This window comes from Pseudomonas brassicacearum (assembly GCF_000585995.1).
GTDB classification, from domain to species: domain Bacteria; phylum Pseudomonadota; class Gammaproteobacteria; order Pseudomonadales; family Pseudomonadaceae; genus Aquipseudomonas; species Aquipseudomonas brassicacearum_A.
Genome location: NZ_CP007410.1, coordinates 3,435,787 through 3,460,796, shown reverse-complemented (window position 1 = coordinate 3,460,796; position 25,010 = coordinate 3,435,787). Strand labels below are relative to the sequence as shown.

General features: G+C 61.3%; 20 protein-coding genes and 2 tRNA genes. 13 read left to right on the top strand and 9 right to left on the bottom strand.

Annotation, left to right across the window (positions count from 1 at the left end):
• Positions 1-86: 86 nt before the first annotated feature.
• The 9 genes from CD58_RS14975 to nudC all read left to right on the top strand — a co-directional run bounded on the left by CD58_RS14975 (position 87) and on the right by nudC (position 13,166).
• Complete coding sequence (locus tag CD58_RS14975) at positions 87-581, top strand: hypothetical protein (RefSeq protein ID WP_025213810.1); 495 nt, start codon at positions 87-89, stop codon at positions 579-581.
• Between the two features lie 93 nt (positions 582-674).
• Positions 675-1,346, top strand: a complete 672-nt coding sequence (locus tag CD58_RS14970; protein WP_025213809.1) for a DUF3313 domain-containing protein — start codon at positions 675-677, stop codon at positions 1,344-1,346.
• 146 nt (positions 1,347-1,492) lie between these two features.
• On the top strand, positions 1,493-1,993 hold the full coding sequence (gene tpx / locus CD58_RS14965) for a thiol peroxidase (RefSeq protein WP_025213808.1): 501 nt from the start codon (positions 1,493-1,495) through the stop codon (positions 1,991-1,993).
• 177 nt (positions 1,994-2,170) lie between these two features.
• Positions 2,171-3,484 (top strand): MdtA/MuxA family multidrug efflux RND transporter periplasmic adaptor subunit, encoded by a 1,314-nt coding sequence (locus CD58_RS14960; protein WP_025213807.1) that lies wholly within the window; start codon positions 2,171-2,173, stop codon positions 3,482-3,484.
• Positions 3,481-6,576, top strand: coding sequence for an MdtB/MuxB family multidrug efflux RND transporter permease subunit (locus tag CD58_RS14955; protein WP_025213806.1), 3,096 nt, complete (start codon positions 3,481-3,483; stop codon positions 6,574-6,576). Before CD58_RS14960 ends, CD58_RS14955 begins: the two co-directional genes overlap by 4 nt.
• Before the next feature lie 109 nt (positions 6,577-6,685).
• A complete protein-coding gene (locus CD58_RS14950; protein WP_025213805.1) occupies positions 6,686-9,790 on the top strand; it encodes an efflux RND transporter permease subunit in 3,105 nt (1,034 codons plus the stop codon).
• Positions 9,787-11,262, top strand: a complete 1,476-nt coding sequence (locus CD58_RS14945) for an efflux transporter outer membrane subunit (protein WP_025213804.1) — start codon at positions 9,787-9,789, stop codon at positions 11,260-11,262. Before CD58_RS14950 ends, CD58_RS14945 begins: the two co-directional genes overlap by 4 nt.
• 254 nt (positions 11,263-11,516) lie before the next feature.
• Positions 11,517-12,329 (top strand): crotonase/enoyl-CoA hydratase family protein, encoded by an 813-nt coding sequence (locus CD58_RS14940; RefSeq protein ID WP_025213803.1) that lies wholly within the window; start codon positions 11,517-11,519, stop codon positions 12,327-12,329.
• 6 nt (positions 12,330-12,335) lie between these two features.
• A complete protein-coding gene (gene nudC / locus CD58_RS14935; RefSeq protein WP_025213802.1) occupies positions 12,336-13,166 on the top strand; it encodes an NAD(+) diphosphatase in 831 nt (276 codons plus the stop codon).
• Here nudC and CD58_RS14930 read toward each other — a convergent pair.
• The 8 genes from CD58_RS14930 to CD58_RS14895 form a co-directional block, all read right to left on the bottom strand.
• Complete coding sequence (locus CD58_RS14930) at positions 13,134-13,913, bottom strand: TSUP family transporter (protein ID WP_025213801.1); 780 nt, start codon at positions 13,911-13,913, stop codon at positions 13,134-13,136. The two genes, nudC and CD58_RS14930, sit on opposite strands and share 33 nt — an antisense overlap.
• A 265-nt stretch (positions 13,914-14,178) precedes the next feature.
• Entirely contained in the window at positions 14,179-14,934 is a 756-nt protein-coding gene (locus CD58_RS14925) for an ABC transporter ATP-binding protein (protein WP_025213800.1), read from the bottom strand.
• Positions 14,928-15,986, bottom strand: coding sequence for a FecCD family ABC transporter permease (locus CD58_RS14920; protein ID WP_025213799.1), 1,059 nt, complete (start codon positions 15,984-15,986; stop codon positions 14,928-14,930). Before CD58_RS14920 ends, CD58_RS14925 begins: the two co-directional genes overlap by 7 nt.
• The gene (locus CD58_RS14915) at positions 15,983-17,161 is read right to left on the bottom strand and encodes an ABC transporter substrate-binding protein (RefSeq protein WP_025213798.1); all 1,179 of its coding nucleotides are present in this window, start codon (positions 17,159-17,161) and stop codon (positions 15,983-15,985) included. The genes CD58_RS14920 and CD58_RS14915 overlap by 4 nt, the downstream gene beginning before the upstream one ends.
• 62 nt (positions 17,162-17,223) lie before the next feature.
• Positions 17,224-19,653: a TonB-dependent receptor gene (locus tag CD58_RS14910; protein WP_025213797.1), complete on the bottom strand. Its 2,430-nt coding sequence runs from the start codon at positions 19,651-19,653 to the stop codon at positions 17,224-17,226.
• An 86-nt stretch (positions 19,654-19,739) separates the two neighbouring features.
• Positions 19,740-20,705 (bottom strand): FecR domain-containing protein, encoded by a 966-nt coding sequence (locus CD58_RS14905; RefSeq protein ID WP_025213796.1) that lies wholly within the window; start codon positions 20,703-20,705, stop codon positions 19,740-19,742.
• Positions 20,706-21,221, bottom strand: a complete 516-nt coding sequence (locus tag CD58_RS14900; RefSeq protein ID WP_025213795.1) for a sigma-70 family RNA polymerase sigma factor — start codon at positions 21,219-21,221, stop codon at positions 20,706-20,708.
• A gap of 122 nt (positions 21,222-21,343) precedes the next feature.
• Complete coding sequence (locus tag CD58_RS14895; protein ID WP_025213794.1) at positions 21,344-22,573, bottom strand: MFS transporter; 1,230 nt, start codon at positions 22,571-22,573, stop codon at positions 21,344-21,346.
• A gap of 388 nt (positions 22,574-22,961) precedes the next feature.
• Between CD58_RS14895 and CD58_RS14890 the strand changes: the two genes are divergently transcribed.
• From CD58_RS14890 to CD58_RS14880, 3 genes are all read left to right on the top strand, one after another.
• Positions 22,962-23,035, top strand: a tRNA-Cys gene (locus CD58_RS14890).
• 195 nt (positions 23,036-23,230) lie between these two features.
• Positions 23,231-23,317 (top strand) — tRNA-Leu (locus CD58_RS14885).
• 304 nt (positions 23,318-23,621) lie between these two features.
• Positions 23,622-24,107: a hypothetical protein gene (locus CD58_RS14880; protein ID WP_025213793.1), complete on the top strand. Its 486-nt coding sequence runs from the start codon at positions 23,622-23,624 to the stop codon at positions 24,105-24,107.
• 51 nt (positions 24,108-24,158) lie between these two features.
• On the opposite strand, the gene CD58_RS14875 is transcribed toward CD58_RS14880, so the two are convergent.
• Positions 24,159-24,521, bottom strand: coding sequence for an NUDIX hydrolase (locus CD58_RS14875; protein WP_025213792.1), 363 nt, complete (start codon positions 24,519-24,521; stop codon positions 24,159-24,161).
• A 128-nt stretch (positions 24,522-24,649) separates the two neighbouring features.
• Here CD58_RS14875 and CD58_RS31670 point away from each other — a divergent pair, with 128 nt between their 5' ends.
• Positions 24,650-25,003: a hypothetical protein gene (locus CD58_RS31670; RefSeq protein WP_327205540.1), complete on the top strand. Its 354-nt coding sequence runs from the start codon at positions 24,650-24,652 to the stop codon at positions 25,001-25,003.
• The last annotated feature ends 7 nt before the right edge of the window (positions 25,004-25,010 follow it).

The following is a 25,010-nucleotide window of genomic DNA, read 5'->3' as shown; positions in this document are numbered from 1 at the left end:
CAGGGCAACGTGGCTTTTGCATACGCCGCCGTCTTGAACCTGTCATTATCCAGCTTCGCAGTACGGCCTTAATCGAGGAACAGCGCATGGACGATGTACAGCAACTGGGCGAGATGCTTCGTCACTACGCCGACAGCGAGGCGCACAAGAAACAGCAGCACCAGGCCCAGGCGGCGGTGTGGGCAGAACAGATCGAGGCGTTGTACGGGCAAATCGAGCAATGGCTGGCGCCCGTCATTGCGCCAAACCTCCTGGAGTTGAAGCGAGAGGCGTACGTGGCTCATGGGCCGAGTGTCCCGGCAGAAACGTCCAGTTTCAAGACTGAAAAACTGACGGTGTCCATTACCGGCAAACCGGTGGAGTTCGTGCCGGACGTGATGGGGGCCGGTGGGCAGATTTCCTTGTCGATCATGGGGTTGACCGCGGCCCGTTACGGCAGCATCTCGTTGGTTTGCCAGCCGCCTTCGTTGCAGTGGCAATGGCGCCGCACCAACGGATTGAAGGACCCGGACACGTTCGCATTCGACGCCGACTTTCTCGCACAGCAGTTACAGAGCCTGATCCCGCGCGAGCGAGGCTGATCACTTCTTCTGTCCAGCACAGGGCAAAAACCTGTTCATTGGCTATACCTGTAATGCCCGCCCCCGTCCCGTGTGGCTTACAGGAGTGACAGCATGAAGCTCGCGTCAATGATAGGCACCGTATGCATCGCCTCGCTCGCCTTGGCGGGTTGCTCCAGCAAGGTCACCCAGCCGGATGAATACTCCGGTTTCCTGGGGGATTACAGCCGGCTCAAGGAAGAGAAATCACCGTCGGGTGCCGAGGTGATGCGCTGGGTCGATCCGAACATCGATCTTGGCAAGTACACCAGCCTCTATATCGAACCGACCCAGTTTTACCCCAAGCCCCAGCCGACCGTGAAGATCCCCCAGGCCACCTTGTCCGGCATCACGGCCTACTACGACCAGGCACTCCAGCGAGAAGCGGGAAAGTCCTTACCCTTGGCAACCAGCCCCGGGCCTGGCGTATTGGTGATACGTGCTGCCATTACTGCAGTCAGCAGCAAGACCGAAGGCCTGAAGCCCTATGAGGTGGTGCCGATTGCACTGGTGGCCGCCGCGGTCAGCACTGCCAGCGGCATTCGCGACCAGGAAACCACCTTGGGCACCGAAGCGGTATTTCTCGACGGTGCCAGCAATAAAGTGGTCGCCCAAGTTGTGCGCAAGGGCACGGGCAAGCCGTTGTCCAACGAGTCCCAGGTGATGAAACCCGATGACGTCAAAGGCGTGATCGATGGCTGGGCGGCGGATTTACACCAGTCGTTCCTGCGGCTCAAGACTAAATAGGCAAGGTGGCCTGTAGGCCCGGGCTTGCCAGTGCCTGCAGGCGGCACCCAAGACATGAGTTTTTATGTCCGGCCATAGGTCGTTTGGCCATTTCATGGTTAACTCCGCCCTCTACCATTTTCAAACCTGTTAGAAGGAATCCGTTCATGGCTACAGTCACGCTCAAAGGCAACCCGGTTCAAGTCAACGGCCAATTGCCACAAGCCGGATCCAAGGCGCCAGCCTTTTCCCTGGTGGCAGGCAATCTGTCCGACGTTACCCTGGCGAGCCTCGCCGGCAAGCGCAAAGTGCTGAACATCTTCCCAAGCGTCGATACCCCGACCTGCGCCACCTCCGTGCGCAAGTTCAACGCCCAGGCCAACGAACTGAACAACACCGTGGTGCTGTGCATTTCCGCCGACCTGCCGTTCGCCCAGGCACGTTTTTGCGGTGCCGAAGGCCTGGAGAACGTTCAGAACCTGTCGACCCTGCGCGGTCGTGAGTTCATCGAAAACTACGGCGTTGCCATCGCCGACGGTCCGCTGGCAGGCCTTACGGCACGTGCCGTGGTGGTGCTGGATGAAAACGACACCGTGCTGCACAGCGAGCTGGTCAAGGAAATCGCTGAAGAGCCGAACTACGACGCTGCGCTCGCCGTCCTCAAGTAACGTATTTATTACAATTATTAACGGCCTGGACACCTCCAGGCCGTTTTTATTTGTGCTTCAAGGCTTTAGCCGACTCTGCGATGGGTAAGCCCAAGGTAAATTGCCGGTAAAGGCGCTTTGCTAAATACCCGCCAGTGCTTATCGTTCAGCCTCCTGTAAAAGAAGCTCACGCGCCCAATGGTTGATCACTCCATGCAATCCTCTGTTTCCCGTCATTCCCGTCGCTGGCTGTTCGGCCTGTTCGTTGTGGTAGTCGTTGCGCTGCTGGCCTGGAAGTTCTGGCCCGCAGGCCCGGACAAGTCTGGAGCAGAGCAGAAAGCTACGGCTGGCCATACAGGGCGCTCGGGCGGTATGCGGCCAGGGTTTGGCGGCGCAACGGGGCCGATCCCGGTCCGGGTCGCGCCGGCGGTCACCGGGGATTTCCCGCTGTATTACAAGGCGCTGGGCACGGTCACGGCCCTCAATACCATCAACGTGCGCAGCCGCGTGGGCGGTGAACTGGTCAAGATCGCTTTTGAAGAAGGGCAGATGGTCAAGGCCGGCGACCTGCTGGCCGAGATCGACCCACGCCCGTACCAGAACGCTTTGCTCCAGGCCGAAGGCACGCTGTTGCAGAACCAGGCCCAACTGAAGAATGCCCAGGTGGACCTTGAGCGTTATCGTGGCCTGTATGCCGAGGACAGCATCGCCAAGCAGACCCTCGATACGGCTGCGGCGCTGGTGGGCCAGTACCAGGGCACGGTCAAGACCAACCAGGCGGCGGTCAACGACGCCAAGCTCAACCTCGAATTCACCAAGATCCGTGCGCCGATTTCCGGACGGGTCGGCCTGCGGCAACTGGACATCGGTAACCTGGTGGCCGCCAACGACACGGCGGCCCTGGCGGTCATCACCCAGACCCAACCCATCAGCGTCGTGTTCACCTTGCCGGAAAACAACCTCGACACCGTGCTCGCCCGCTACCGCAGCGGGGCGAAACTGCCGGTCGAAGCCTGGGACCGTGGCGACGTGAAACTCCAGGCCAGTGGTGTGCTGCAGAGCCTGGACAACCAGATCGACATCACCACCGGCACCTTGAAATTCAAGGCCCGCTACGATAACCGCGACCAGTCGCTGTTCCCCAACCAGTTCGTCAACGTCCATCTGCTGGCCGATACCCTCAAAGGCGTGGTCCTGGCGCCGACGGCGGCCATTCAGTTCGGCACCAATGGCACCTTCGTCTATGCCCTGGAGGGCGATAAGAAAGTCACCATCAGGATGTTGAAGATCGGTGCCAACGACGGTGAAAACACCGTGGTCACCGAAGGCCTGGCCGCGGGTGATCGGGTCGTGCTTGAAGGCACTGATCGCTTGAAGGAGGGCAGCGAAGTGGAAGTGGTCAACGACAGCCAGGACGTGCCCACCACGCCGACCGAGCACCTGCAAGGCAAAACGGCGGCGACCCCGACTGAACCGGCCCCAGCCGACAAGGCGAAAAAGGGCGGCGCATGAACCTCTCGCGGCTGTTCATCCTTCGCCCGGTCGCCACCACCCTGAGCATGCTGGCCATCGTCCTGGCTGGCCTGATCGCCTATCGGTTGTTGCCGGTATCGGCGTTGCCTCAGGTCGATTACCCGACCATTCGCGTGATGACCCTGTACCCGGGCGCCAGCCCCGATGTCATGACCAGCGCGGTGACCGCCCCCCTGGAACGGCAGTTCGGGCAGATGCCGGGCCTGACGCAGATGGCCTCCACCAGTTCCGGCGGCGCCTCGGTGATTACCCTGCGCTTCAACCTCGACATCAACATGGATGTCGCCGAGCAGCAGGTGCAGGCGGCGATCAACGCGGCAACCAATCTGCTGCCCAAGGACCTGCCGGCACCGCCGGTGTACAACAAGGTCAACCCGGCCGACACCCCGGTGCTGACCCTGGCGATCACCTCCAAGACCATGCTGCTGCCCAAGCTCAACGACTTGGTGGACACCCGCATGGCGCAGAAAATCGCCCAGATCAGCGGCGTCGGCATGGTCACCATCGCCGGTGGCCAGCGCCAGGCCGTGCGGATCAAGGTCAACCCCGAGGCGCTGGCGGCCAACGGCCTGAACCTGGCGGACGTGCGAACGCTGATCGGTGCTTCCAACGTCAACCAGCCCAAGGGCAACTTCGACGGCCCGACCCGGGTCTCGATGCTCGACGCCAATGACCAGTTGACCTCGCCCAAGGACTACGCCGAACTGATCCTGGCCTACGCCAACGGCGCGCCGTTGCGGCTCAAGGACGTGGCGCAGATCGTCGACGGCGCCGAAAACGAACGCCTGGCCGCCTGGGCCAACGAAAACCAGGCGGTGCTGCTGAACATCCAGCGCCAGCCCGGGGCCAACGTCATTGAAGTGGTGGACCGGATCAAGGCCCTGCTGCCGAGCATCACCGACAACCTGCCGGCCGGCCTGGACGTCACCGTACTGACCGACCGTACCCAGACCATCCGCGCCTCGGTCACCGATGTGCAGCATGAGTTGCTGATCGCCATCGTCCTGGTGGTCATGGTGACGTTTCTGTTCTTGCGCCGTGTCAGCGCCACCATCATCCCCTCGGTGGCCGTGCCGCTGTCGCTGATCGGCACGTTCGGCGTCATGTACCTGGCCGGGTTTTCCATCAACAACCTGACCCTGATGGCCCTGACTATCGCTACCGGTTTCGTGGTGGACGATGCCATTGTCATGCTGGAGAACATCGCCCGTTATATCGAGGAGGGCGACAGCCCGTTGCAGGCCGCGCTCAAGGGCGCGAAGCAGATCGGCTTCACGCTGATTTCCCTGACGCTGTCGCTGATTGCGGTGTTGATCCCGCTGCTGTTCATGGCTGACGTGGTGGGGCGGCTGTTCCGCGAGTTTGCCATCACCCTGGCGGTGGCGATCCTGATTTCCCTGGTGGTGTCCCTGACCCTGACGCCGATGATGTGCGCCCGTTTGCTCAAGCGCGAGCCGAAGGAAGAGGAACAGGGCCGTTTCTACCGCGCCAGCGGGGCCTGGATCGATTGGTTGATCGCCGCCTACGGGCGCAAATTGCAGTGGGTGCTCAAGCATCAGCCGCTGACCCTGTTGGTGGCCGTAGGCAGCCTGGTGCTGACGGTGGTGTTGTACCTGGCCGTGCCCAAGGGCTTTTTCCCGGTGCAGGACACCGGAGTGATCCAAGGCATCTCCGAGGCGCCGCAATCGATTTCCTTCGCGGCCATGAGCGAGCGCCAGCAGCAACTGGCCAAGGTAGTCCTCGCTGATCCGGCGGTGGAGAGCCTGTCGTCCTACATCGGCGTGGACGGCGACAACGCCACGCTCAACAGCGGTCGGCTGCTGATCAATCTCAAGCCCCACAGCGAACGGGATGACAGCGCCACCGAGATCATTACCCGTTTGCAGCCGCAGTTGGATCGCCTGGTGGGCATCCGTCTGTTCATGCAGCCGGTGCAGGACCTGACCATCGAAGACCGGGTCAGCCGGACCCAGTATCAATTCAGCCTGTCCTCGCCGGACGCCGAGTTGCTCAGCCTCTGGAGCGGCCGGCTGGTCGAAGCCCTGAGTCACCAGCCGGAACTGACTGACGTCGCCAGCGATTTGCAGGACAAGGGCCTGCAGGTCTACCTGGTGATCGATCGCGACGCCGCCTCACGGCTGGGCGTATCCGTTTCGAACATCACCGATGCGCTGTATGACGCGTTCGGCCAGCGGCAGATTTCCACCATCTACACCCAGGCCAGCCAGTATCGCGTGGTGTTGCAGGCCCAGGCCGGGGAGCGGATCGGGCCGCAGGCGCTGGAGCAGATTCACGTCAAGACCACCGACGGCGGCCAGGTCCGCTTGTCCAGCCTGGCCCGTGTCGAGGAGCGTCAAGCGCAACTGGCGATTGCCCACATCGGCCAGTTCCCGGCGGTGATGATGTCGTTCAACCTCGCGCCGGGCGTGGCCCTCGGGCATGCGGTGGAGGCGATTGAAAAGGTCCAGCAGGACATCGGCATGCCGGTGGGCGTGCAGACCGAGTTCCAGGGCGCGGCCCAGGCGTTCCAGGCGTCGTTGTCGAGTACCTTGCTGCTGATCCTGGCGGCGGTGGTGACCATGTACATCGTCCTGGGCGTTTTGTACGAGAGCTATATCCACCCGATCACCATTCTTTCCACATTACCCTCGGCGGCCATTGGTGCCTTGCTGGCGTTGATCCTCAGCGGCAATGACCTGGGCATGATCGCGATCATCGGCATCATCCTGTTGATCGGCATCGTCAAGAAGAACGCGATCATGATGATCGACTTCGCCCTCGACGCCGAACGCAACCAGGGCATGGACCCGCAGACGGCGATCTACCAGGCTGCGTTGCTGCGCTTCCGGCCGATCCTGATGACTACCCTGGCCGCTTTGTTCGGTGCCGTGCCGCTGATGCTCGCCACCGGCTCCGGCGCCGAACTGCGCCAGCCCCTGGGCTTGGTGATGGTGGGAGGGTTGTTGGTGAGCCAGGTGCTGACGCTCTTCACGACGCCTGTTATCTACCTGGCCTTTGATCGGTTGGGACGCAGATTCGCCAAGCCAGACGTGAAAGAGGTAGAGGTATGACGGCGGCGAGCGTAGCTTCAAGCAGCAAGCTACAAGCTGCAAGAGAAAAGCAGCTACAGTGCGCGCCTTTAGCTTGCCGCTTGCCGCTCGAAGCTTGGGGCTGTCGCCCATGAACCTCTCCGGCCCCTTCATCCGCCGCCCCGTGGCAACCATGCTCCTGAGCTTCGCCATCATGCTGCTCGGCGGCGTGTGTTTCGGCCTGTTGCCGGTTTCACCGCTGCCGCAGATGGATTTCCCGGTGATCGTGGTCCAGGCCAACTTGCCCGGGGCCAGCCCTGAGGTGATGGCTTCGACGGTGGCAACGCCCCTTGAGCGGTCCTTCGGCGCCATCGCCGGGGTCAACACCATGAGCAGCCGCTCCAGCCAGGGTTCTACCCGCGTCATCCTGCAGTTTGACCTGGACCGTGACATCAACGGCGCTGCCCGGGAAGTGCAGGCGGCCATCAATGCCTCGCGCAATCTGTTGCCCAGCGGCATGCGCAGCATGCCCACCTACAAGAAGGTCAACCCGTCCCAGGCGCCGATCATGGTGCTGTCGCTGACCTCGGACGTGTTGGAAAAAGGCCAGCTCTACGACCTGGCTTCCACCATCCTGTCCCAAAGCCTGTCCCAGGTGTCGGGTGTCGGTGAGGTGCAGATCGGCGGCAGCTCCCTGCCAGCAGTCCGCATCGAGCTGGAACCGCAATTGCTCAACCAGTACGGCGTGGCCCTGGACGATGTGCGCACCGCCATTGCCGATAGCAACGTGCGCCGGCCCAAGGGTTCGGTGGAGGACGACCGGCGCATGTGGCAGGTCCAGGCCAACGACCAGCTGGAGAAAGCCAAGGACTACGAAACACTCATCATCCGCTACCAGGACGGCTCGGTGCTGCGGCTCAAGGACGTGGCGAAAGTCACCGACAGCGTCGAGGACCGTTACAACAGCGGTTTCTTCAATAACGATGCCGCCGTGCTGTTGGTGATCAACCGCCAGGCCGGGGCCAACATCATCGAGACGGTCAACGAGATCAAGGCCCAGTTGCCGGCGTTGCAGGCGGTGTTGCCGGCCAGCGTCAAGCTGAACCTGGCGATGGACCGTTCGCCGGTGATCAAGGCCACCCTGCATGAAGCGGAAATGACCTTGCTGATCGCCGTGGCCCTGGTGGTGCTGGTGGTGTTCCTGTTCCTCGGCAACTTCCGCGCCTCGTTGATCCCGACCCTGGCGGTGCCGGTGTCGCTGGTGGGCACCTTCGCGGTGATGTACCTCTACGGCTTCTCCTTGAACAACCTGTCGCTGATGGCGTTGATCCTGGCAACCGGGTTGGTGGTGGACGACGCCATCGTGGTGCTGGAGAACATTTCCCGGCACATCGACGAAGGCGTACCGCCGATGAAGGCAGCTTACCTGGGCGCCGAAGAAGTCGGCTTTACGTTGCTGTCGATGAACGTCTCGCTGGTGGCGGTGTTCCTGTCGATCCTGTTCATGGGCGGGATCATCGAGAGTCTGTTCCGTGAGTTCTCCATCACCCTGGCGGCTTCCATCGTGGTCTCGCTGGTGGTTTCGCTGACCCTCACGCCGATGCTCTGTGCCCGTTGGCTCAAGCCCCACGTGCCGGGGCAGGAGAACCGCTTGCAGCGCTGGAGCCAGGGCCTCAATGAGCGGATGGTCCGTGGTTATGCCACCAGCCTGGATTGGGTGCTGCGCCATCGGCGCCTGACCTTGCTGAGCCTGTTGGTGACCATCGGCGTGAACGTCGCGCTGTACGTGGTGGTGCCGAAAACCTTCATGCCGCAGCAGGACACCGGGCAACTGATCGGCTTCGTGCGCGGCGACGACGGGCTGTCGTTCAATGTGATGCAACCGAAGATGGAAATCTTTCGCCGCGCCGTGCTCAAGGATGAGGCGGTACAGAGCGTCGCCGGTTTCATCGGTGGCAACAACGGCACCAACAATGCCTTCATGCTGGTGCGTCTCAAACCGATCAAGGAACGCGGGATTTCCGCGCAGAAAGTCATCGAACGCCTGCGCAAGGAAATGCCCAAGGTCCCCGGTGGCCAATTGATGCTGATGGCCGACCAGGACCTGCAGTTTGGCGGTGGCCGCGAGCAGACCACCTCGCAATATTCCTACATCCTCCAGAGCGGTGACCTGGCCTCCCTGCGCACGTGGTATCCCAAGGTGGTGGCGGCTTTCCGGGCGTTGCCGGAACTGACCGCCATCGACGCCCGGGACGGCGGTGGCGCCCAGCAGGTGACGCTGGTGGTGGACCGCGACCAGGCCAAGCGCCTGGGCATCGACATGGACATGGTCACCACCGTGCTGAACAACGCCTACAGCCAGCGGCAGATTTCCACCATCTACGACAGCCTCAACCAGTATCAGGTGGTGATGGAGGTCAATCCCAAGTACGCCCAAGACCCCAAGACCCTCGAGCAGGTCCAGGTGATTACCGCCGACGGGGCGCGGGTGCCACTGTCGGCCATTGCCCATTATGAAAACAGTCTGGAGGACGACCGGGTCAGCCACGAGGGCCAGTTCGCTTCCGAGGGTATCTCCTTCGACATGGCCGAAGGCGTGACGGTGGAGCAGGGCACCGCCGCCATCGAACGGGCCATCGCCAAAGTCGGCCTGCCCGAGGATGTCATCGCGAAAATGGCCGGCACTGCCGACGCATTCGCCGCCACCCAGAAGAGCCAGCCGTTCATGATCCTCGGGGCGTTGCTGGCGGTGTACCTGGTGCTGGGTGTGCTGTACGAAAGCTACATTCATCCGCTGACCATCCTGTCCACCTTGCCGTCGGCCGGGGTCGGTGCGTTGCTGTCGATCTATGCCCTGGGCGGCGAGTTCAGCCTGATCTCCTTGTTGGGGCTGTTCCTGCTGATTGGCGTGGTGAAGAAAAACGCGATCCTGATGATCGACCTGGCGCTGCAGCTGGAGCGTGGCGGTCAGACGCCGTTGGAGTCGATCCGCAGTGCTTGCCTGCTGCGGCTGCGCCCGATCCTGATGACCACGCTGGCGGCAATCCTTGGCGCCTTGCCGCTATTACTGGGGGCCGCCGAAGGTTCGGAGATGCGCCGGCCGCTGGGCCTGACCATCATCGGCGGTCTGGTGTTCAGCCAGGTCCTGACCCTTTACACCACTCCGGTGGTTTACCTGTATCTCGATAAACTGCGCCATCGCTTCAACCGCTGGCGCGGTGTGCGCACTGACGCTGCCCTGGAAACTCCGCTATGACCGACCGTTCGCTTTCCAACCTTGTCGCCGCGCTGATGACCGCCCGAGGCTCGCGAACGCTGAGCCTGGCATTGTGCGTGGCCTTGCTCAGCGCCTGCGCCATCGGCCCGGATTACCAGCGCCCGCCCGCCGCCGCGCCGGTGCAGTACAAGGAGGCCCAAGGCTGGCGACAGGCCAACCCCAGTGACGCCTTGGCCCGTGGTGCCTGGTGGGAACTGTACGGTGACGCGCAGCTCAATGGCCTGGTAGCGCAGCTCAACGCCTCCAACCAGACCGTGGCCCAGGCCGAAGCCCAGTACCGTCAGGTCCGGGCGCTGGTGCGCAGTGCCCGTGGGGCCTTTTTCCCAACGGTGGACCTGACCGTCGGCAAGAACCGCTCCAGCCAGGGCACCGGCAGCAGCAGTTCGAGCTTGAGCAGCTCGGCCAGCGGGATCCGCGACACCTACAGTGCCCAGGCCGGGGTCAGCTGGGAGGCGGACGTCTGGGGCAAGTTGCGTCGGACGCTGGAAGCCGATGAGGCCAGCGCACAAGCGAGTTTCGCCGACCTCGCCGCGATGCGCCTGAGCCAGCAGTCGGAGCTGGTGCAGAACTACCTGCAATTGCGGGTAATCGATGAACAGAAACGCCTGTTGCAGACCACCGTCGACAACTATCAGCGCTCGTTGAAGATGACCGAAAACCAGTACCGCGCGGGTGTGTCCGGCAAGGACGCGGTGGCCCAGGCGCAGACCCAGCTCAAGACCACCCAGGGCGACCTGATCGACCTGATCTGGCAACGGGCCCAGTTCGAAAATGCCATCGCCGTGCTCATGGGCCTGCCACCGGCCGAATTCAACCTGGCCGAAACCGAGGACATCCCTTCGTTGCCGCAGATCCCGGTGGCGCTGCCTTCGCAACTGCTCGAGCGGCGGCCGGACATCGCTTCGGCCGAACGCTCGGTGATGGCCGCCAACGCCAACATCGGCGTGGCCAAGGCCGCCTATTATCCGGACCTGACCCTGAGCCTCAGTGGCGGCTACAGCAGCAGTACCTACGATAATTGGGTGAGCGTGCCGAACCGTTTCTGGTCGGTGGGGCCGCAACTGGCGATGACGCTATTCGATGGCGGCCAGCGTTCGGCGGAAGTCGACCGCAGCGTCGCCGCCTACGACCAGACCGTGGCCACCTATCGCCAGACCGTGCTCGACGGTTTTCGCGAGGTGGAAAACTACATGATCCAGCTCAAAGTGCTGGAAGACGAAGCCCGCGTGCGCCAGGAAGCCCTCGATGCCGCCCGTGAGTCCCTGCGCCTGACGCAGAACCAGTACAAGGCCGGATTGATTGCCTACCTCGATGTGGTGACCGTCCAGGCCACTGCCTTGAGCAACGAACGCAGCGTGCTGAGCCTGCAACAGAGCCGGTTGATTGCCAGTGTGCAATTGATTGCGGCGCTGGGTGGGGGTTGGGATGGGCAGCTAAAGACGGATGAGTAATCCGTCGAGCCGGTAATGCTGCACGGTTTTAGAGCCGAGATGCATTTGTGGCGAGGGAGCTTGCTCCCGCTTGAGTGCGAAGCGCTCACAAAAATTGGGGCCGCTGCGCAGCCCAGCGGGAGCAAGCTCCCTCGCCACGGGTCGATCTTCATGAAAGGCGAGCAGTCCCGCTTTTGGCCGATGCACTGTCTACGACCTGTCGTGCCGACTTGCTATAGTTCAGGCCTCTTTTCAGCCGGTAAAGGATCACTGCCATGGCACAATATCAAGCGTTCAACGTCGAACTTGCAGACAACATCGCCCATGTGCAGATCAATCGACCGGAAAAGATCAACGCGATGAACGCCGCGTTCTGGACCGAGATCATCGAGATTTTCCAATGGATCGATGACACCGACGCGGTGCGGGTGGTGGTGCTCAGCGGTGCCGGCAAGCATTTTTCCTCCGGCATCGACCTGATGATGCTGGCCGGGGTGGCCAATGAACTGGGCAAGGACGTCGGCCGCAACGCACGCCTGTTGCGGCGCAAGATCCTGCAACTGCAAGCCTCGTTCAACGCCGTGGACAATTGCCGCAAACCCGTGCTCGCAGCCATCCAGGGCTATTGCCTGGGCGGGGCCATCGACCTGGTTTCAGCCTGCGACATGCGCTACGCCGCCGAGGATGCCCAGTTCTCCATCAAGGAAATCGATATCGGCATGGCTGCCGATGTTGGCACATTGCAACGCTTGCCCCGGATCATCGGGGACGGCATGCTGCGTGAACTCGCTTATACGGGGCGCACCTTTGGTGCCGACGAAGCGCGCAGCATCGGCCTGGTCAATCGTGTCTACAGTGATGCCGCCAGCCTGCTCGACGGTGTAATGGGCATCGCCCGGGACATCGCCGCGAAGTCGCCGATTGCAGTGACCGGCACCAAGGCCATGATCAGCTACATGCGCGACCACAGCATCGACGACGGGCTGGAATACGTCGCTACGTGGAACGCCGCCATGCTGCAATCGACCGACCTTCGCGTGGCCATGGCCGCCCATATGAGCAAACAGAAACCCGAATTTCTGGATTGACTGACCATGATTTCACGCTGGACCACCGCAGTACTCGATACCGATCTTCCTGGCGGCTGGGCCGTGGCCCGCAGCCCGGAAGGCTTTCTGTTCGATGACAACGGCGCGCTGTTTCCCCGCGACTGGCTCAAGCGCCAGGACCTGTCGATCCTCGCCGAGCACGGCATTGGCCACCTGGATGGCGAGCCGGTCTACCTGCTGGAACTGCACAGTCCCCTGGACATCCCCGGTTGCAACTGGAAAGGCCTGCGGGCCTTCATGCTCGAGGACGACCACACGCTGTACAAAGTGCTGGGCTACGCGGCGCAGATCGGCACCTGGGCCCGGGAGCATCGTTTCTGCGGCAGTTGCGGCAAGCGCATGGGCCAGATTCCGCTGGAGCGGGCCATGTACTGTGATGCCTGCGATTTGCGGCATTACCCGCGGATTTCGCCGAGCATGATCGTGCTGATCACCCGCGGCGATGAAGTCCTGCTGGCCCGTTCGCCACGTTTCGTCACGGGCGTCTACAGCACCCTGGCCGGGTTTGCCGAGCCGGGCGAGTCGGCGGAGGATTGTCTGATTCGCGAGGTACGCGAAGAAGTCAGCATCGAGGTGAAGAACATCCAGTACATGGGCAGCCAGTGCTGGCCGTTTCCCCATTCGATGATGCTGGGCTTTCACGCTGAATACGCCAGTGGCGACATCGTGCCCCAGGAAGATGAAATCGAGGACGCCCAGTGGTTCAACGTCCACCACCTGCCGCCGTTGCCGGCCTCGCGCTCCATCGCTCGCTACCTGATCGACCTTTATGTGGCGCGACGACTAGGCCGCGCTGAACCAGTGCTGCCAGGCTAGGCGCACGGTCAGGCCCAGGACCACGGTGATGAACACTGGTCGGATGAACTTGGCACCGCCGCTGATGGCGGTGCGGGCACCGAAGAACGCGCCGACCATCACCGACAGGCCCATGCTCAGGCCGATGATCCAGTCCACCTGTCCCGAGAAGATGAACACCGACAGCGCCGCAATGTTGCTGACGAAGTTCATGCTACGGGCCACGCCGCTGGCCTTGACCAGGTCGATGGGGTAGAGCAGCAGGCTGCTGACCGTCCAGAACGCACCCGTGCCAGGGCCGGCCACACCGTCGTAGAAACCCAGGCTGAAGCCCTGGGTCGATTGCCAGGTCTTTTTGATCGGTGCGTCGCTGTCCAGCGGCGCCTTGGGCGTGCCGCCGAACAACAGGTACAGGCCGCAGGCGAAGACGATCACCGGCAACATTTTGTTCAGCCATTCGGCAGGCAGGTAATGGGCGACGATTGCGCCGGCCAGGGCACCCACCAGCGTGCCGACGAGGGCATGGGTCCATTGCCGGGGATGGAACAGCTTGCGCTTGTAGAAGGTGAAACTGGCCGTGGCCGAGCCGAAGGTCGAGCTGAGCTTGTTGGTGCCCAGGACCAGATGGGGCGGCAGGCCGGCCGTCAGCAGGGCGGGCGTGGTCAGCAGGCCGCCACCTCCGGCAATGGCATCGATGAAACCGGCAATGAAGGCGACAACGGCAAGGATAGCGAGGGTGGTGAGATCAACGCTGAGTTCAAAAGGCATGGAATAGGCTTATTCGGCAGGTCGCAGAAGGGCTGCGGGAAGGCCGGTATGTTACCCATAATGACGGTGGGCTGCGACTGCTCGATAGTTCGCTCCCTTCCAGGCACCTGAATTCCCTGTGGCGAGGAAGCTTGCTCCCGCTGGGCTGCGAAGCAGCCCCAACGCAGGCAACGCGACCTTTCAGTCATACCGCATTGTCCGATTTACGACTGCTGCGCAGTCGAGCGCGAGCAAGCTCCCTCGCCACAGGATTCGGTTACAGCCCTCAAACCACATCATCCACAATAATGTGCCGCTCCCCCCTCGAACACTGCTCGATCCGGGCCTGGACCCGATACACCGTGCGCAGCATCTGCTCGGTGATCACCTCTTCACTCGGGCCGCTGCCTTGCAGGGTGCCCTGGGCGATGACCAGCACCTGGTCGGCAAAGCGCAGCGCCTGGTTCAGGTCGTGGAGGGCGATGAACACAATGATTGCGTGTTGGCGGGCAAGGGCGCGCATGAACGCCAGGACCTGGACCTGACGGCGCATGTCCAGGGCGCTGGTGGGTTCATCCATCAGCAACACTTCGGGTTCGCGCACCAGGGTCTGTGCGATGGACACCAGTTGCTGCTGCCCGCCACTCAACTCACCCAGGTTGCGAAACGACAGGTCGCTGATGCCAAGGGATTCGAGGGTGCGGTCCACGATCTCCAGTTCGTCCGTTTGCACAACCCAGCCCGGTGCCCGTTGCTTGCGGGCCAGCAGCACCGATTCGTAGACCGTCAGCCGGGCACTGGCGTTGAGGTTCTGCGGCATATAGCAGATGCCGTCCAGACCATTGCGCGACCCTTCCAGCCGCACCTGACCGGGGCCGTCGATCAGCCCCGCGATACGCTTGAATAGCGTTGATTTACCGGCTGCATTGGGGCCAACCACCGCCACCACCTCACCGCCGGAGAACATCGGCGTAGTGATTGCGTCGAGAATCGCCCGGCTACCATAACGGGCGCCCAGGCCCGCCAGTTCAATCGTCACCATGACTGCTTCTTCCCGCCAAGAATGAGAGAGATGAAAAACGGCACGCCGATCAACGACGTGACCACGCCGATGGGAAAGATGGCCCCCGGTATCAGGGTCTTGCTGACCACGGAGCTGGCCGACAGGATCAAGGCGCCGGTCAGCAGCGATGCCGGCAGGAAAAAGCGTTGGTCTTCACCGATGAGCATCCGCGCTATGTGCGGTCCCACCAGGCCGATGAAGCCTATGGTGCCGACAAACGCCACCGGAAATGATGCCAGGAGGCTGACCATGACCAGGGTTTGCAAACGCAGTTTGCGCACATTGATGCCGAAGCTTGCGGCTTTTTCATCGCCCAGGCGCAAGGCGGTCATGGCCCAGGCGCGACGGGCAAAAATCGGCAAGGTGATGAGGATCACCAGGCAAATCACCCCCAGTTTTGGCCATGTGGCCTTCGTCAGGCTGCCCATGGTCCAGAACACCACGGCGGCCACGGCTTGCTCGGTGGCGAAGAATTGCACCAGCGCCAGCAGCGCATTGAAGGTGAACACCAGGGCGATGCCCAACAGCACAATGGTTTCGCTGGTCATGCCGCGGCGCAGGCTCAACACGTGAATCAGCAGGGCCGAGAGCATCGCCATGACAAAGGCATTGAGCGGCACCATGTACTGGGCAATCACCGGCACCAACGCCACGCCAAACGCCAGCCCCAAGGCCGCGCCGAAGCTGGCCGCCGCCGAGATGCCGAGGGTGAACGGGCTTGCCAGCGGGTTGTTGAGGATGGTCTGCATCTGCGCGCCGGCCAGGGACAACGCGGCGCCCACCGCGACGGCCATCAGCGCCACCGGCAGGCGAATGTCCCACATCACCACCCGCACCTGTGGCGCAGCGGATTGCGGTGAAAACAGCGCGCCCAGCACTTCCTCCAGGCCATAGCTGGCAGGGCCGAGTGCCAGGTCCAACAGCACGCTGAACAACAGCAACAGCCCCAGCCCGACCAGGATCAAGCGTTTGCGCCAGACTTGCGCACGATAGATCGTGCCCAGGGCAAGATGTTCGAGACGCTCGTTCATGGCTGGCCCTGCGTTGGCTTGAGGCTGACGAAGTAGCCAGGCTCGTAGGGCACTGGCAGGAAGCGCTCGTGGAACTCACGAAACGTGGCATCGGGATCAAGGTCGGCGAACAGTTCTGGGTGGAACCACTTGGCCAGTTGCTGGATGGCGATGAACTGGTACGGGCTGTTGTAGAACTGATGCCAGACGGCATGAAAGTCCCCGGTTTGCTGGGCCTTGATCCCCGCGTAGGCAGGGCGTTGGGTGAACCATTGCAGTTTGCGGCGCGCCTCGGCCAGGTCGGCACCGGGTCCGACGCCGACCCAGTGTCCATCCGGCGCAAAGGCTTGCCAGTTTGCGCTGGTGACGATCACCTGCGCGGGGTCGGCAACGATGACCTGTTCGGCGTTCAACTGGCCGAATGTGTTGGGAATGATGGCGCTGGCGATGTTGTGACCGCCGGCCAGCTCGACGAAGCGGCCGAAGTTTTCATTGCCGAAACTCAGGCAACAATCGTCGGTGTAGCCGCCGATGCGTTCGATGAACACCTTGGGCCTGGGCGGTTGGCGGGCCTCGATCACGTCGATGACGCGCCGGATCTGTTGGTTGCGAAAAGCAATGAATGCCTCGGCGCGTGCATCTTCACCGAACAACTGGCCAAACAGGCGCATGGTCGGCTCGGTGTTCTGCATCGGGTTATTGCGAAAATCCACGTAGACCACCGGGATGCCGAGCGCGTCTAGCTTCTCGATGTAGCGGGCGTCTTCGGTGGCGTGCTGGGCCTCGATGTTGAGGATGATGACGTCCGGTTGCTGGCTGATCGCTTGCTCGATGTCGAAGGTGCCGTCTTCGAAACCGCCGAACGTTGGCACCTTGGCGATCTCCGGATAACGGCGCAGGTAGGCGCCGTAGGTGTCCGGGTCGGACTGGATCAAATCCTTGCGCCAGCCGACGATGCGCCGCAGCGGGTTCGCGGTGTCGAGGGCTGCCACCAGATACAACTGGCGGCCTTCGCCCAGGATCACCCGGCGTACGGGAATGCGCACTTGGACCTGGCGGCCCAGCAAATCGGTCACCGTGGTTTTGGCGGTGCTGTCCGGCGCGGTGCCGGAAAACGCCAAACCGCTCAGCAGCAGGGCAACCGATCCCAGCAGCCAAGCGGTGAGCGATGAGCGTGTTCGAGATGGGAGGGGCATCGTTGAAACCTTGTCAAAGAGCGGCCCCGGCAGCGTTGCAGGCGCTGTCGGGGCCGGGAAACTCAGAAGTCGACCGTGGCCGAAAGCAGCAAGGTGCGCGGTGCGCCCTGGGAGAACGCGCCATAGGAGGCCACGCCGGACCAGTACTCGCGGTCGAAGACGTTCTGCACCGTGGCGCGGAAGGTGGTTGGCCGGCCATCCAGCACGGTGCTGTAGCGAGCGCCCGCGTCGAAACGGGTCCACGGGTCGAGTTCACGGGTATTGGCCTGGTCGATGTACTGGCTGCCGGTGTAGATCGCACCGCCCGTGAGGGTTACGCCCTGGATCCAGGGTGTGTCCCATTCGGCCCAGAGATTGGCCTGCACTTCGGGCACGCCCACCGGCTTGTTGCCGCGATTGGCCGCGGTGCCACTTTTGGTCAGTTCACCGTCCAGCAAGGTGACGCCACCCAGCAGGCGGGTGCCTTCGCGCAGCTCACCGAACATGTTCAGCTCGATGCCACGGTTGCGTTGTTCGCCTTGGACCGAAAACACGCCATTGGACAGCTCGCCGCTGGGCTTCTTGACCTGGAACAGCGCCAGGGTCGAGGTGAAGGAGCCGTAATCGACTTTGACGCCGACCTCTTGTTGGCGAGAGATATAGGGTTTGAATATTTCTCCAGAGTTGTTAGCGGTCGCGGGAGCCGTATCGCCCTTGCTCAGTCCTTCGATGTAGTTGTAATAAAACGACACGTGTTCCCAAGGCTTGATCACCGCACCGAACAACGGTGTGGTTTCGCTTTCGTCATAGGACGGCGTCGTGCGTGCGCCGGTAGTGCTGTTGTAGTTATGCGATTCGACACGTTGCTTGCGCAGTCCCAAGGTAACTTGAACGCGTTCGTCAAGGATCGACAGCGTATCGGCCAGGGCGAGGCCCGACAGTTCGGTGTCGGAGATTTTCGTGACATCCGGCGAGGATATGGACGGTTTGTCACTTTCCACCGGATGGTAGATATTCGAGAACAGGGGCGTCCCCGAATTGATCCCCCGGCGCAGTTCGTCGCGGTAACGGCTGAGCTGCAAGGTGGCGCTGTGGCTGACCGGGCCGGTTTCGAAGCGAGTCCGGGCGCCAGCATCGACGGTGTAGCGCTCCACTTCGAACTTGTAGTAGCCGGGCGTCGAGCGAGTGTCCCCGGCGCTGTTCAGAATCGTCGGTGTCTGGTCCGACAGCCTCGCCACATCAGACTTTCCGCCCCCGAGGTGGCCAAAAACCGTCAGGCTGTCGCTCAGGTCGTACTCGCCGCTGAGCAAGGCGGACTTGTCGCGCGTCTTCGACCAGGCCCATTCCTGGGTGACGTTGCTGCGCCCGTTGGCCGCCGAGGGCACCTCGACGCCGCTGACGATTTGGAACGGCCGGGAAGGGGCGTCCCATTGTTCTTCCTGGCTGATCAGATCCAGACTGGTCCTGAATCGGTCGCCTTGGTAGTCAAGGGAAATCGAGCCGATGCCCACATCCCGCGACTGCTTGTCGATCGCCGTGTCACCGCCTTGCAGGCTGCCGTTGACCCGCACGCCGAAGCGGCGCTCCTCGCCGAAACGACGGCTGATATCGACATGCCCGCCCGCTTGGGAGTCCATGGCGTAGTTGGCGGTCACGCGGGTCAAGTCTTCGTCCAGCGAACGCTTGGGCACGATGTTGATGACACCGCCCACACCGCTGTTGGGCGACATGCCGTAGAGCAGGGCGGCCGGGCCCTTGATTACTTCAATACGCTCGGCGTACTCGGTGAACACCCGATAGTTGGGGGCCACGCCATACACCCCGTCGAACGCCAGCTCCCCCAGGTTGCCTTCGCCCACGGGAAAGCCGCGAATGAAAAACGAGTCGACGATGCCGCCGGTCTGGCCGGTGGAGCGCACCGAGGAGTCACGTTCCAGCACATCGGCGGCGGTCACGGCTTGTTGGTCTTTCATCAGGGCCGAGGTGTAGTTGCTCACGCTGAACGGCGTGTCCATCAGATCCTTATTACCCAGCAGGCCCACCCGGCCACCACGGGCGACCTGACCGCCGCTGTAGGCGGGTGGCAAATCCCCGGGGCGGGCTTCGGTGGTGCTGATGGTGGTTTCCGAGAGGGTCAAATCGCCGTTGGCGTTGCGTTTTTGCAGGGTGTAGCTGCCATCGTCGCGAGCCACCAGCTCCAGGCCACTGCCGGCCAGCAACCGGCTAAACGCTTCGCGTGCCGTGAACTGGCCGGACAGGCCCGGGCTGTTCAGGCCTTGGGTCAGGGACGGTTCGAACGACAAGGCGATGCCCGCTTGTACGGCGAACGCCGAAAGCGTTGGCCCCAGGGGGCCGGGCTGAATGTTGTAGGACTGGCTGGCGACGCTGTCCAGCGCCGCACCCGGTGCGGCCCAGCTGCCTGGACTAAAGGTCGAAAGGGCAACGCTGAGCATCGCGCTGCGAATCGCCAGATTCAGCTTACGATCCGAGCGCAGGGGGCGGGCAACGGGCATGGCGTAATGATCCTGTTCAGAGGGTTTGTTCTCTAGCCAGCCAGGATCGAAAAAAGTATCACCCTGAGACGAATTTTTTCCCGGACTCACGCCGGCGCCAACATGATCCAGTAATCACCCAGGCGCGAATTGATGTTGATGGCGTAAGTCCGGGCAAGCATGTTCAGGGTGAGTCGAGTGTCGTTGAGGGGGAACGCGCCGGAAATCCGCAGATCGGCAATGGCCGGGTCGCAGCGCAGGATGCCGTTGCGATAGCGAGCCAGTTCACTGACGAAATCGGCCAGGCGCATGTTGTCAGCCATCAGCATGCCCTGGGTCCAGGCCAGCACCGATTTATCGACAGGTTTGAGCCCGTCAACGGCAAACGCGCTAAACCCGCTGCTCTGGCCGGCCTCGACGACTTTTCCAGGGGTGCCCTTGAGCTGGATGCTGACGGCGCCCTCCAGCACGGCGAGGCGGGTGTGTCCGGTTTCCTCGCGAACGCTGAAGCGTGTACCGAGGGCCTGCATCCGACCTTCGCTGGTTTCCACCATGAACGGCCGGGTGATGGGGGACGGGTCCGGCGCGGTCTGCACCAGGATCTCGCCACGGCGCAACAGCAGCAGGCGTTGACGCTGATCGAAATACACATCAATGGCGGTGTCGGTGTTCAACGTGACGCGGGTGCCGTCGGTCAAGGTCAGGTCACGGCGTTCGCCCACGGGTGCGCGGTAGTCGGCGGTCCATTGTTGCCAGTCGTTGAGCTTCCAACTGCCCCAGGCCAACGGCGCCAACGCGAGCAAGGCCGCCAGTTTGCCCATGGCGGCACGGCGCTCGGGGTTGCTGGGACGGTCCAGCGAGGGCATGGCCAAGGCGGGCGGCAAGCCTTGCAGTTTGCTCAACAGCAATTCGGCGCGCGCCCAGGCTTGCTGGTGCGCCGGACTGCTGTTGCGCCAGTGTTCCCATGCCTGGCGCTCGGCGTCGTTGACACTGCCTTCGCTCAGGCGCATCAGCCAGTCGGCTGCTTCGTTGAGGATGGACGGATCGAGGGTATGACTATCGCGAGGGCTCATTCAGTCCACCAGCATCAGGCAGTGCAGGAACGCTTGCTTCATGTAGCGCTTGACCGTGATCAGCGAGACCCCCAACTGGTTGGCGATGTCGGCGTATTTCAGGCCGCTGATTTGCGATAACAAAAATGCCCGTTTGACCGGCCCAGGGAGGGTGTCGAGCATGGCGTCGATCTCATGCAGGGTTTCCAGCACCAGCAGACGACGTTCCGGGGAGGGGGCTTCGGGTTCGGGCAATAACGCCAGCGCCTGGAGATAAGCGCGCTCCAGCGCCTTGCGCTGGAACCAGTTGACCAGGATCCCACCGGCCACACAGCTGAGGTACGCCCGAGGCTCTTCGATGATTGCGACCTTCGAGGCGAGAATGCGGATGAAGGTGTCATGGGCCAGGTCTGCGGCGTCCAGCGCGTTGCCCAGTTTCCGATAGAGTCGGGCGTACAACCAGCCATGGTGTCCGCTGTAGAGGTCTGCAATGGTGCGCAGGTGACAATCGTTGGTCGCTGACCCTGGATCGCTCATGGCTGTTTGTATTTTTTTGAGAGTGAGAAGTATTCCCAATGGTAGTGGAGGCGCTCACTGCCGCGCAAGGTCGATCTTGGCCGCGATCATGCATTCAGGTGAGGGCAAATCGCTTCGCGAGGTTATTCGCTTGCCCGATCCGGCATCCCCGGTGGCCGGGAGCGCAGCAACATCAGGGGCATCAGCACTAGGGCATAGGCAACGCTGACGTATAGATACGTGTATTGAAGGCCGTAGACCTGGCTGAGTAATGCGCCCAGGGATATGCCGATAATGGATGCCGTCTGTGAAACACCTTGTGCCAGCCCCAGCACCTGGCCTTGGTGTGTGTTGTCGGTACTTTTGGAAATGAGCGCGGTCAGCACCGGGGTGGTTGCACCCAAAAGCAGGCCCCAGACGAAATAGACCAGGGCGAAGACCAGCGGCTGGCGGGTCAGGCTGGCCAAGGCGGTCAGGGCCATGCACGCGATCACAACTCCAGTGATGGCGTGCAGTGTTTGCGTCGGGTTGCGCTGATCGAAATAGCGCGACCAGGCAGTGGCGCACAGGATGAAGCCCAGGGCGAGCAACCCGTAGCAAAGTCCGACCATGGCGTTGCTGACGTCGAAGGTCGAGCTCACATACAGCGAAAACGAGGTTTGCGGCAGCATCCTCGCCAGCAGCAGAAGGCCCATGATGCCCAGCAAGGATAAGGTCGCCGGGTTATACAGCCCTTGGCGCAAGGGTTCGGAGCGGGGCCTGGCGGCCACTTCATTCCTGGGGGGCGCTACATGGGGGAGGGTCAGGGCCGCAATCACGGTACAGAGCGCGCACAAACCGGAGGCCACGATGTTGATCCAGAAAAACGTCGCATGATCCAGGATCAGCCCGCCCACCACCGCCCCCAGTAATGAGCCGACATTCGTGGAAATCTGCAGGATGGCAAACAACCGGGCCCGCCGTGATGGCGCCTCGATGCTGACGCCATAGGCCTGGGCCGGGGCGATATAGCCGGCGAATGCACCTTGCAGGAAGCGCAACACCAGGATGACCCAGATGTCGTTGCACAGCGCCAGCCCGAGCTGGGTCAGGGACAAGCCTGCGAGCGCGCGGATCATCATCAGTTTGTGGCCGTAGCGATCACCAATCCGCCCCCAGAACGCGCTGGTGAGGATGATGCCCAGCATCGGCCCGACATACACCGCCGTGCTGGCGAAGCTGAACACCGCGTCATCACGGGTCAGTTGTCGCAGGTGAACGGGCCAGAACGGCCCGCTCATCTCCATCGCGCCCATGGAAACCAACTGGATCGCAAACAACAGGTAGATCAGTAAGCGGACGCTCGAACCCTGGGGGATACCGGCACGGGGCATGGACAGACTCGAAGAGGCGACTAAGGCCGTGTCTTATCCGACAGTGCGTCGATCTGGGCAAGAAAAAAATGCAGCGGGCCCCTCCGGGCACAATGCCGTTTTGCTCTAGACCGTGGATGACCCGAGGCGAGGGCGCTTGCTTCCCATAGCTGCGCAATAACCCTGAAGCAGTCACCTCCGAGTGTCGGCCTGAGGTCGATCAAGAGACAATTTTTTTTGAAATCAAGGGGTTGTCAGCCTAGGCAAATGAGTACATAATTGCGCCCATCGAACGCACAGAGACGTAAAAAATCTCAATGTTTTCAAGGAGATAGCGCTTACTAAGTGTCCTGTTTCCTGATCAGGTTTGTACGCGGTTGATGTGGCTGCATTGCATCAAACGTCTTGAGGCCGAATAGCAAAATGGTTATGCAGTGGATTGCAAATCCACCTACGCCGGTTCGATTCCGACTTCGGCCTCCACTTTAAAACAGCTCCGTAGATCTTTGATTTACGGAGCTTTTTTATTTACGAAGCAGTGAAAGGTTTTGTCTTGAAAAGGACCGAGGCCTCCTTGCTTCGGCGGGGAGGGATGTATATATTCCTCCCTCTGCTGCACCCGGCTGGATCCTGGCAAATCAGATGTTTGCCCGCTCCAAACGGCTTGACCGCGCTACCGCCCGAATGGCGAAACTGGTAGACGCATGGGACTTAAAATCCCCCGCTCGTAAGGGCGTGCCGGTTCGATTCCGGCTTCGGGCACCATCTAAAATCAAGGGTTTGCGGGCGAAAGCTAATGCAAACCCTTGTTCGTTTCTGCGCTGTAAAATCTGCGGGTTGTCCGCAAACCTGTCACTGAAGGCACACACTAGCAACAAGCCAAGTGCAGCCCAAAGCGAGTCCGCGTTTTTTTCCTAACGAGCGCCGCTACACTTTGCGTTGAGATCAACAGGTGGGTTGGCCTGATGTGGCATTCCAGCAGCACTGGTTATCGATGTTAATGCCGCGGCCATGGGGCTCCTGCCCCCTGTCTTGTATGGAAATCTTTTTAACCATGGAGAGGTATTAATTGAAAACAATCGCAATGATGAGCCTGGTGGTCTTGATAACTGGCAATGGTGCACATGCAGCGCAAGTGGCATCCCGGGATGGGAAAACGTTAGCCGTAAACTTTGGCGAACCGACATTCAAGCAGGTGCTGCATTATCGGAAGATGTACGATAAGAAACCCTTTCCCGATGCAGAGATTTATTACTACAGCAACGGACTGTATAAAATCATCTCCCAAGGAGAGAATCATTACGGCGTGTATGTCTTGCAGGGACAACACAGTGACGAGACGTACACGGTAAAGTTTATCTCCCTGCCTTCCGCAGACTGGGGAAATAAAACGGCTTATCACCAGCTTACGTTTATCCGCGGCGGCGCAGAAAACGTATTTATCCAGAACGCCATTGTCGATACCGGCGAGGCGATTGCTCAGCAGAACGGGACCTACACACAAGAAAAGAACACCGTGAGTAATCCGCTCAATACCGATTGGAACAAAAAGTGAACCCATAGCGCCAGAACGGTCTGGCAGTCGCGTTTGCTGCCAACCGTTTCCTCATAGCCGCCGCCGAAACGCCTCAAGAATCTCCCGCGTGCCTCTTTTCATCTGCAGCTGCGCAATGGCGTCCAGCGGATGCCAGAGGCAATCGCTGATTTCATTCTGTGGCCTGGCCGCCGTTGAGTCGCTGACCGAGGCTTCGAATACGTGGTGTTCGGTTTCACCGTCATAGATTTGCATCAGGTAGAGCAGGTTTTCGACGTCAAGGCCGGTTTCTTCCGCCAGTTCTCGAATGGCAGCTCCAGCATGGGTTTCACCGCGCTCAACGGAACCGCCAGGCAATGTCCAGCGGCTGTTGGCTTTGCGAACCAGGAGAATATGGCGGTTCTCCTCGCAGATGACGGTCGCTCGAATTTTCATAAGCTTTGCTCGATCAGTGACTGTCATATATCTGAAATATAACTGCAATATTTGAGCCCGGCATCACCCGTGCACTCAAATAACGACTTTTCGGGAGCATATTTCGATACGACCTCGGCGAGATGGGAATGACTGAGTTCATTTCAGGCCATGGATGGGCCCAGGCCCTGCAATCAAGTCGAGCGCCAGCGCTGCGCGTGCTACCGGTCATCGCCCCGAATGAATCAGATTCGAAAAAAAGAATCCATGTGTCATTGGGTGGATGGCCAGCCCCTGGCAGTGGGGAGAGAAAAGAAATGACCACCGTTGAAGATTTCAAAGTCAAATCCCAGGAGCTTCTGGTGGAGCTCGATGCGGCGACATCAGAGATGATGACGCTTATTTGTGTGCATCAGATGACCGGGACGGCCTGGGAAGAGGCAGTCCAGCGTCAGCACGAAGCCTATGAGCAGTGGGTGGCTTATCTGAATGAGCGGCAATAGAGGTCAC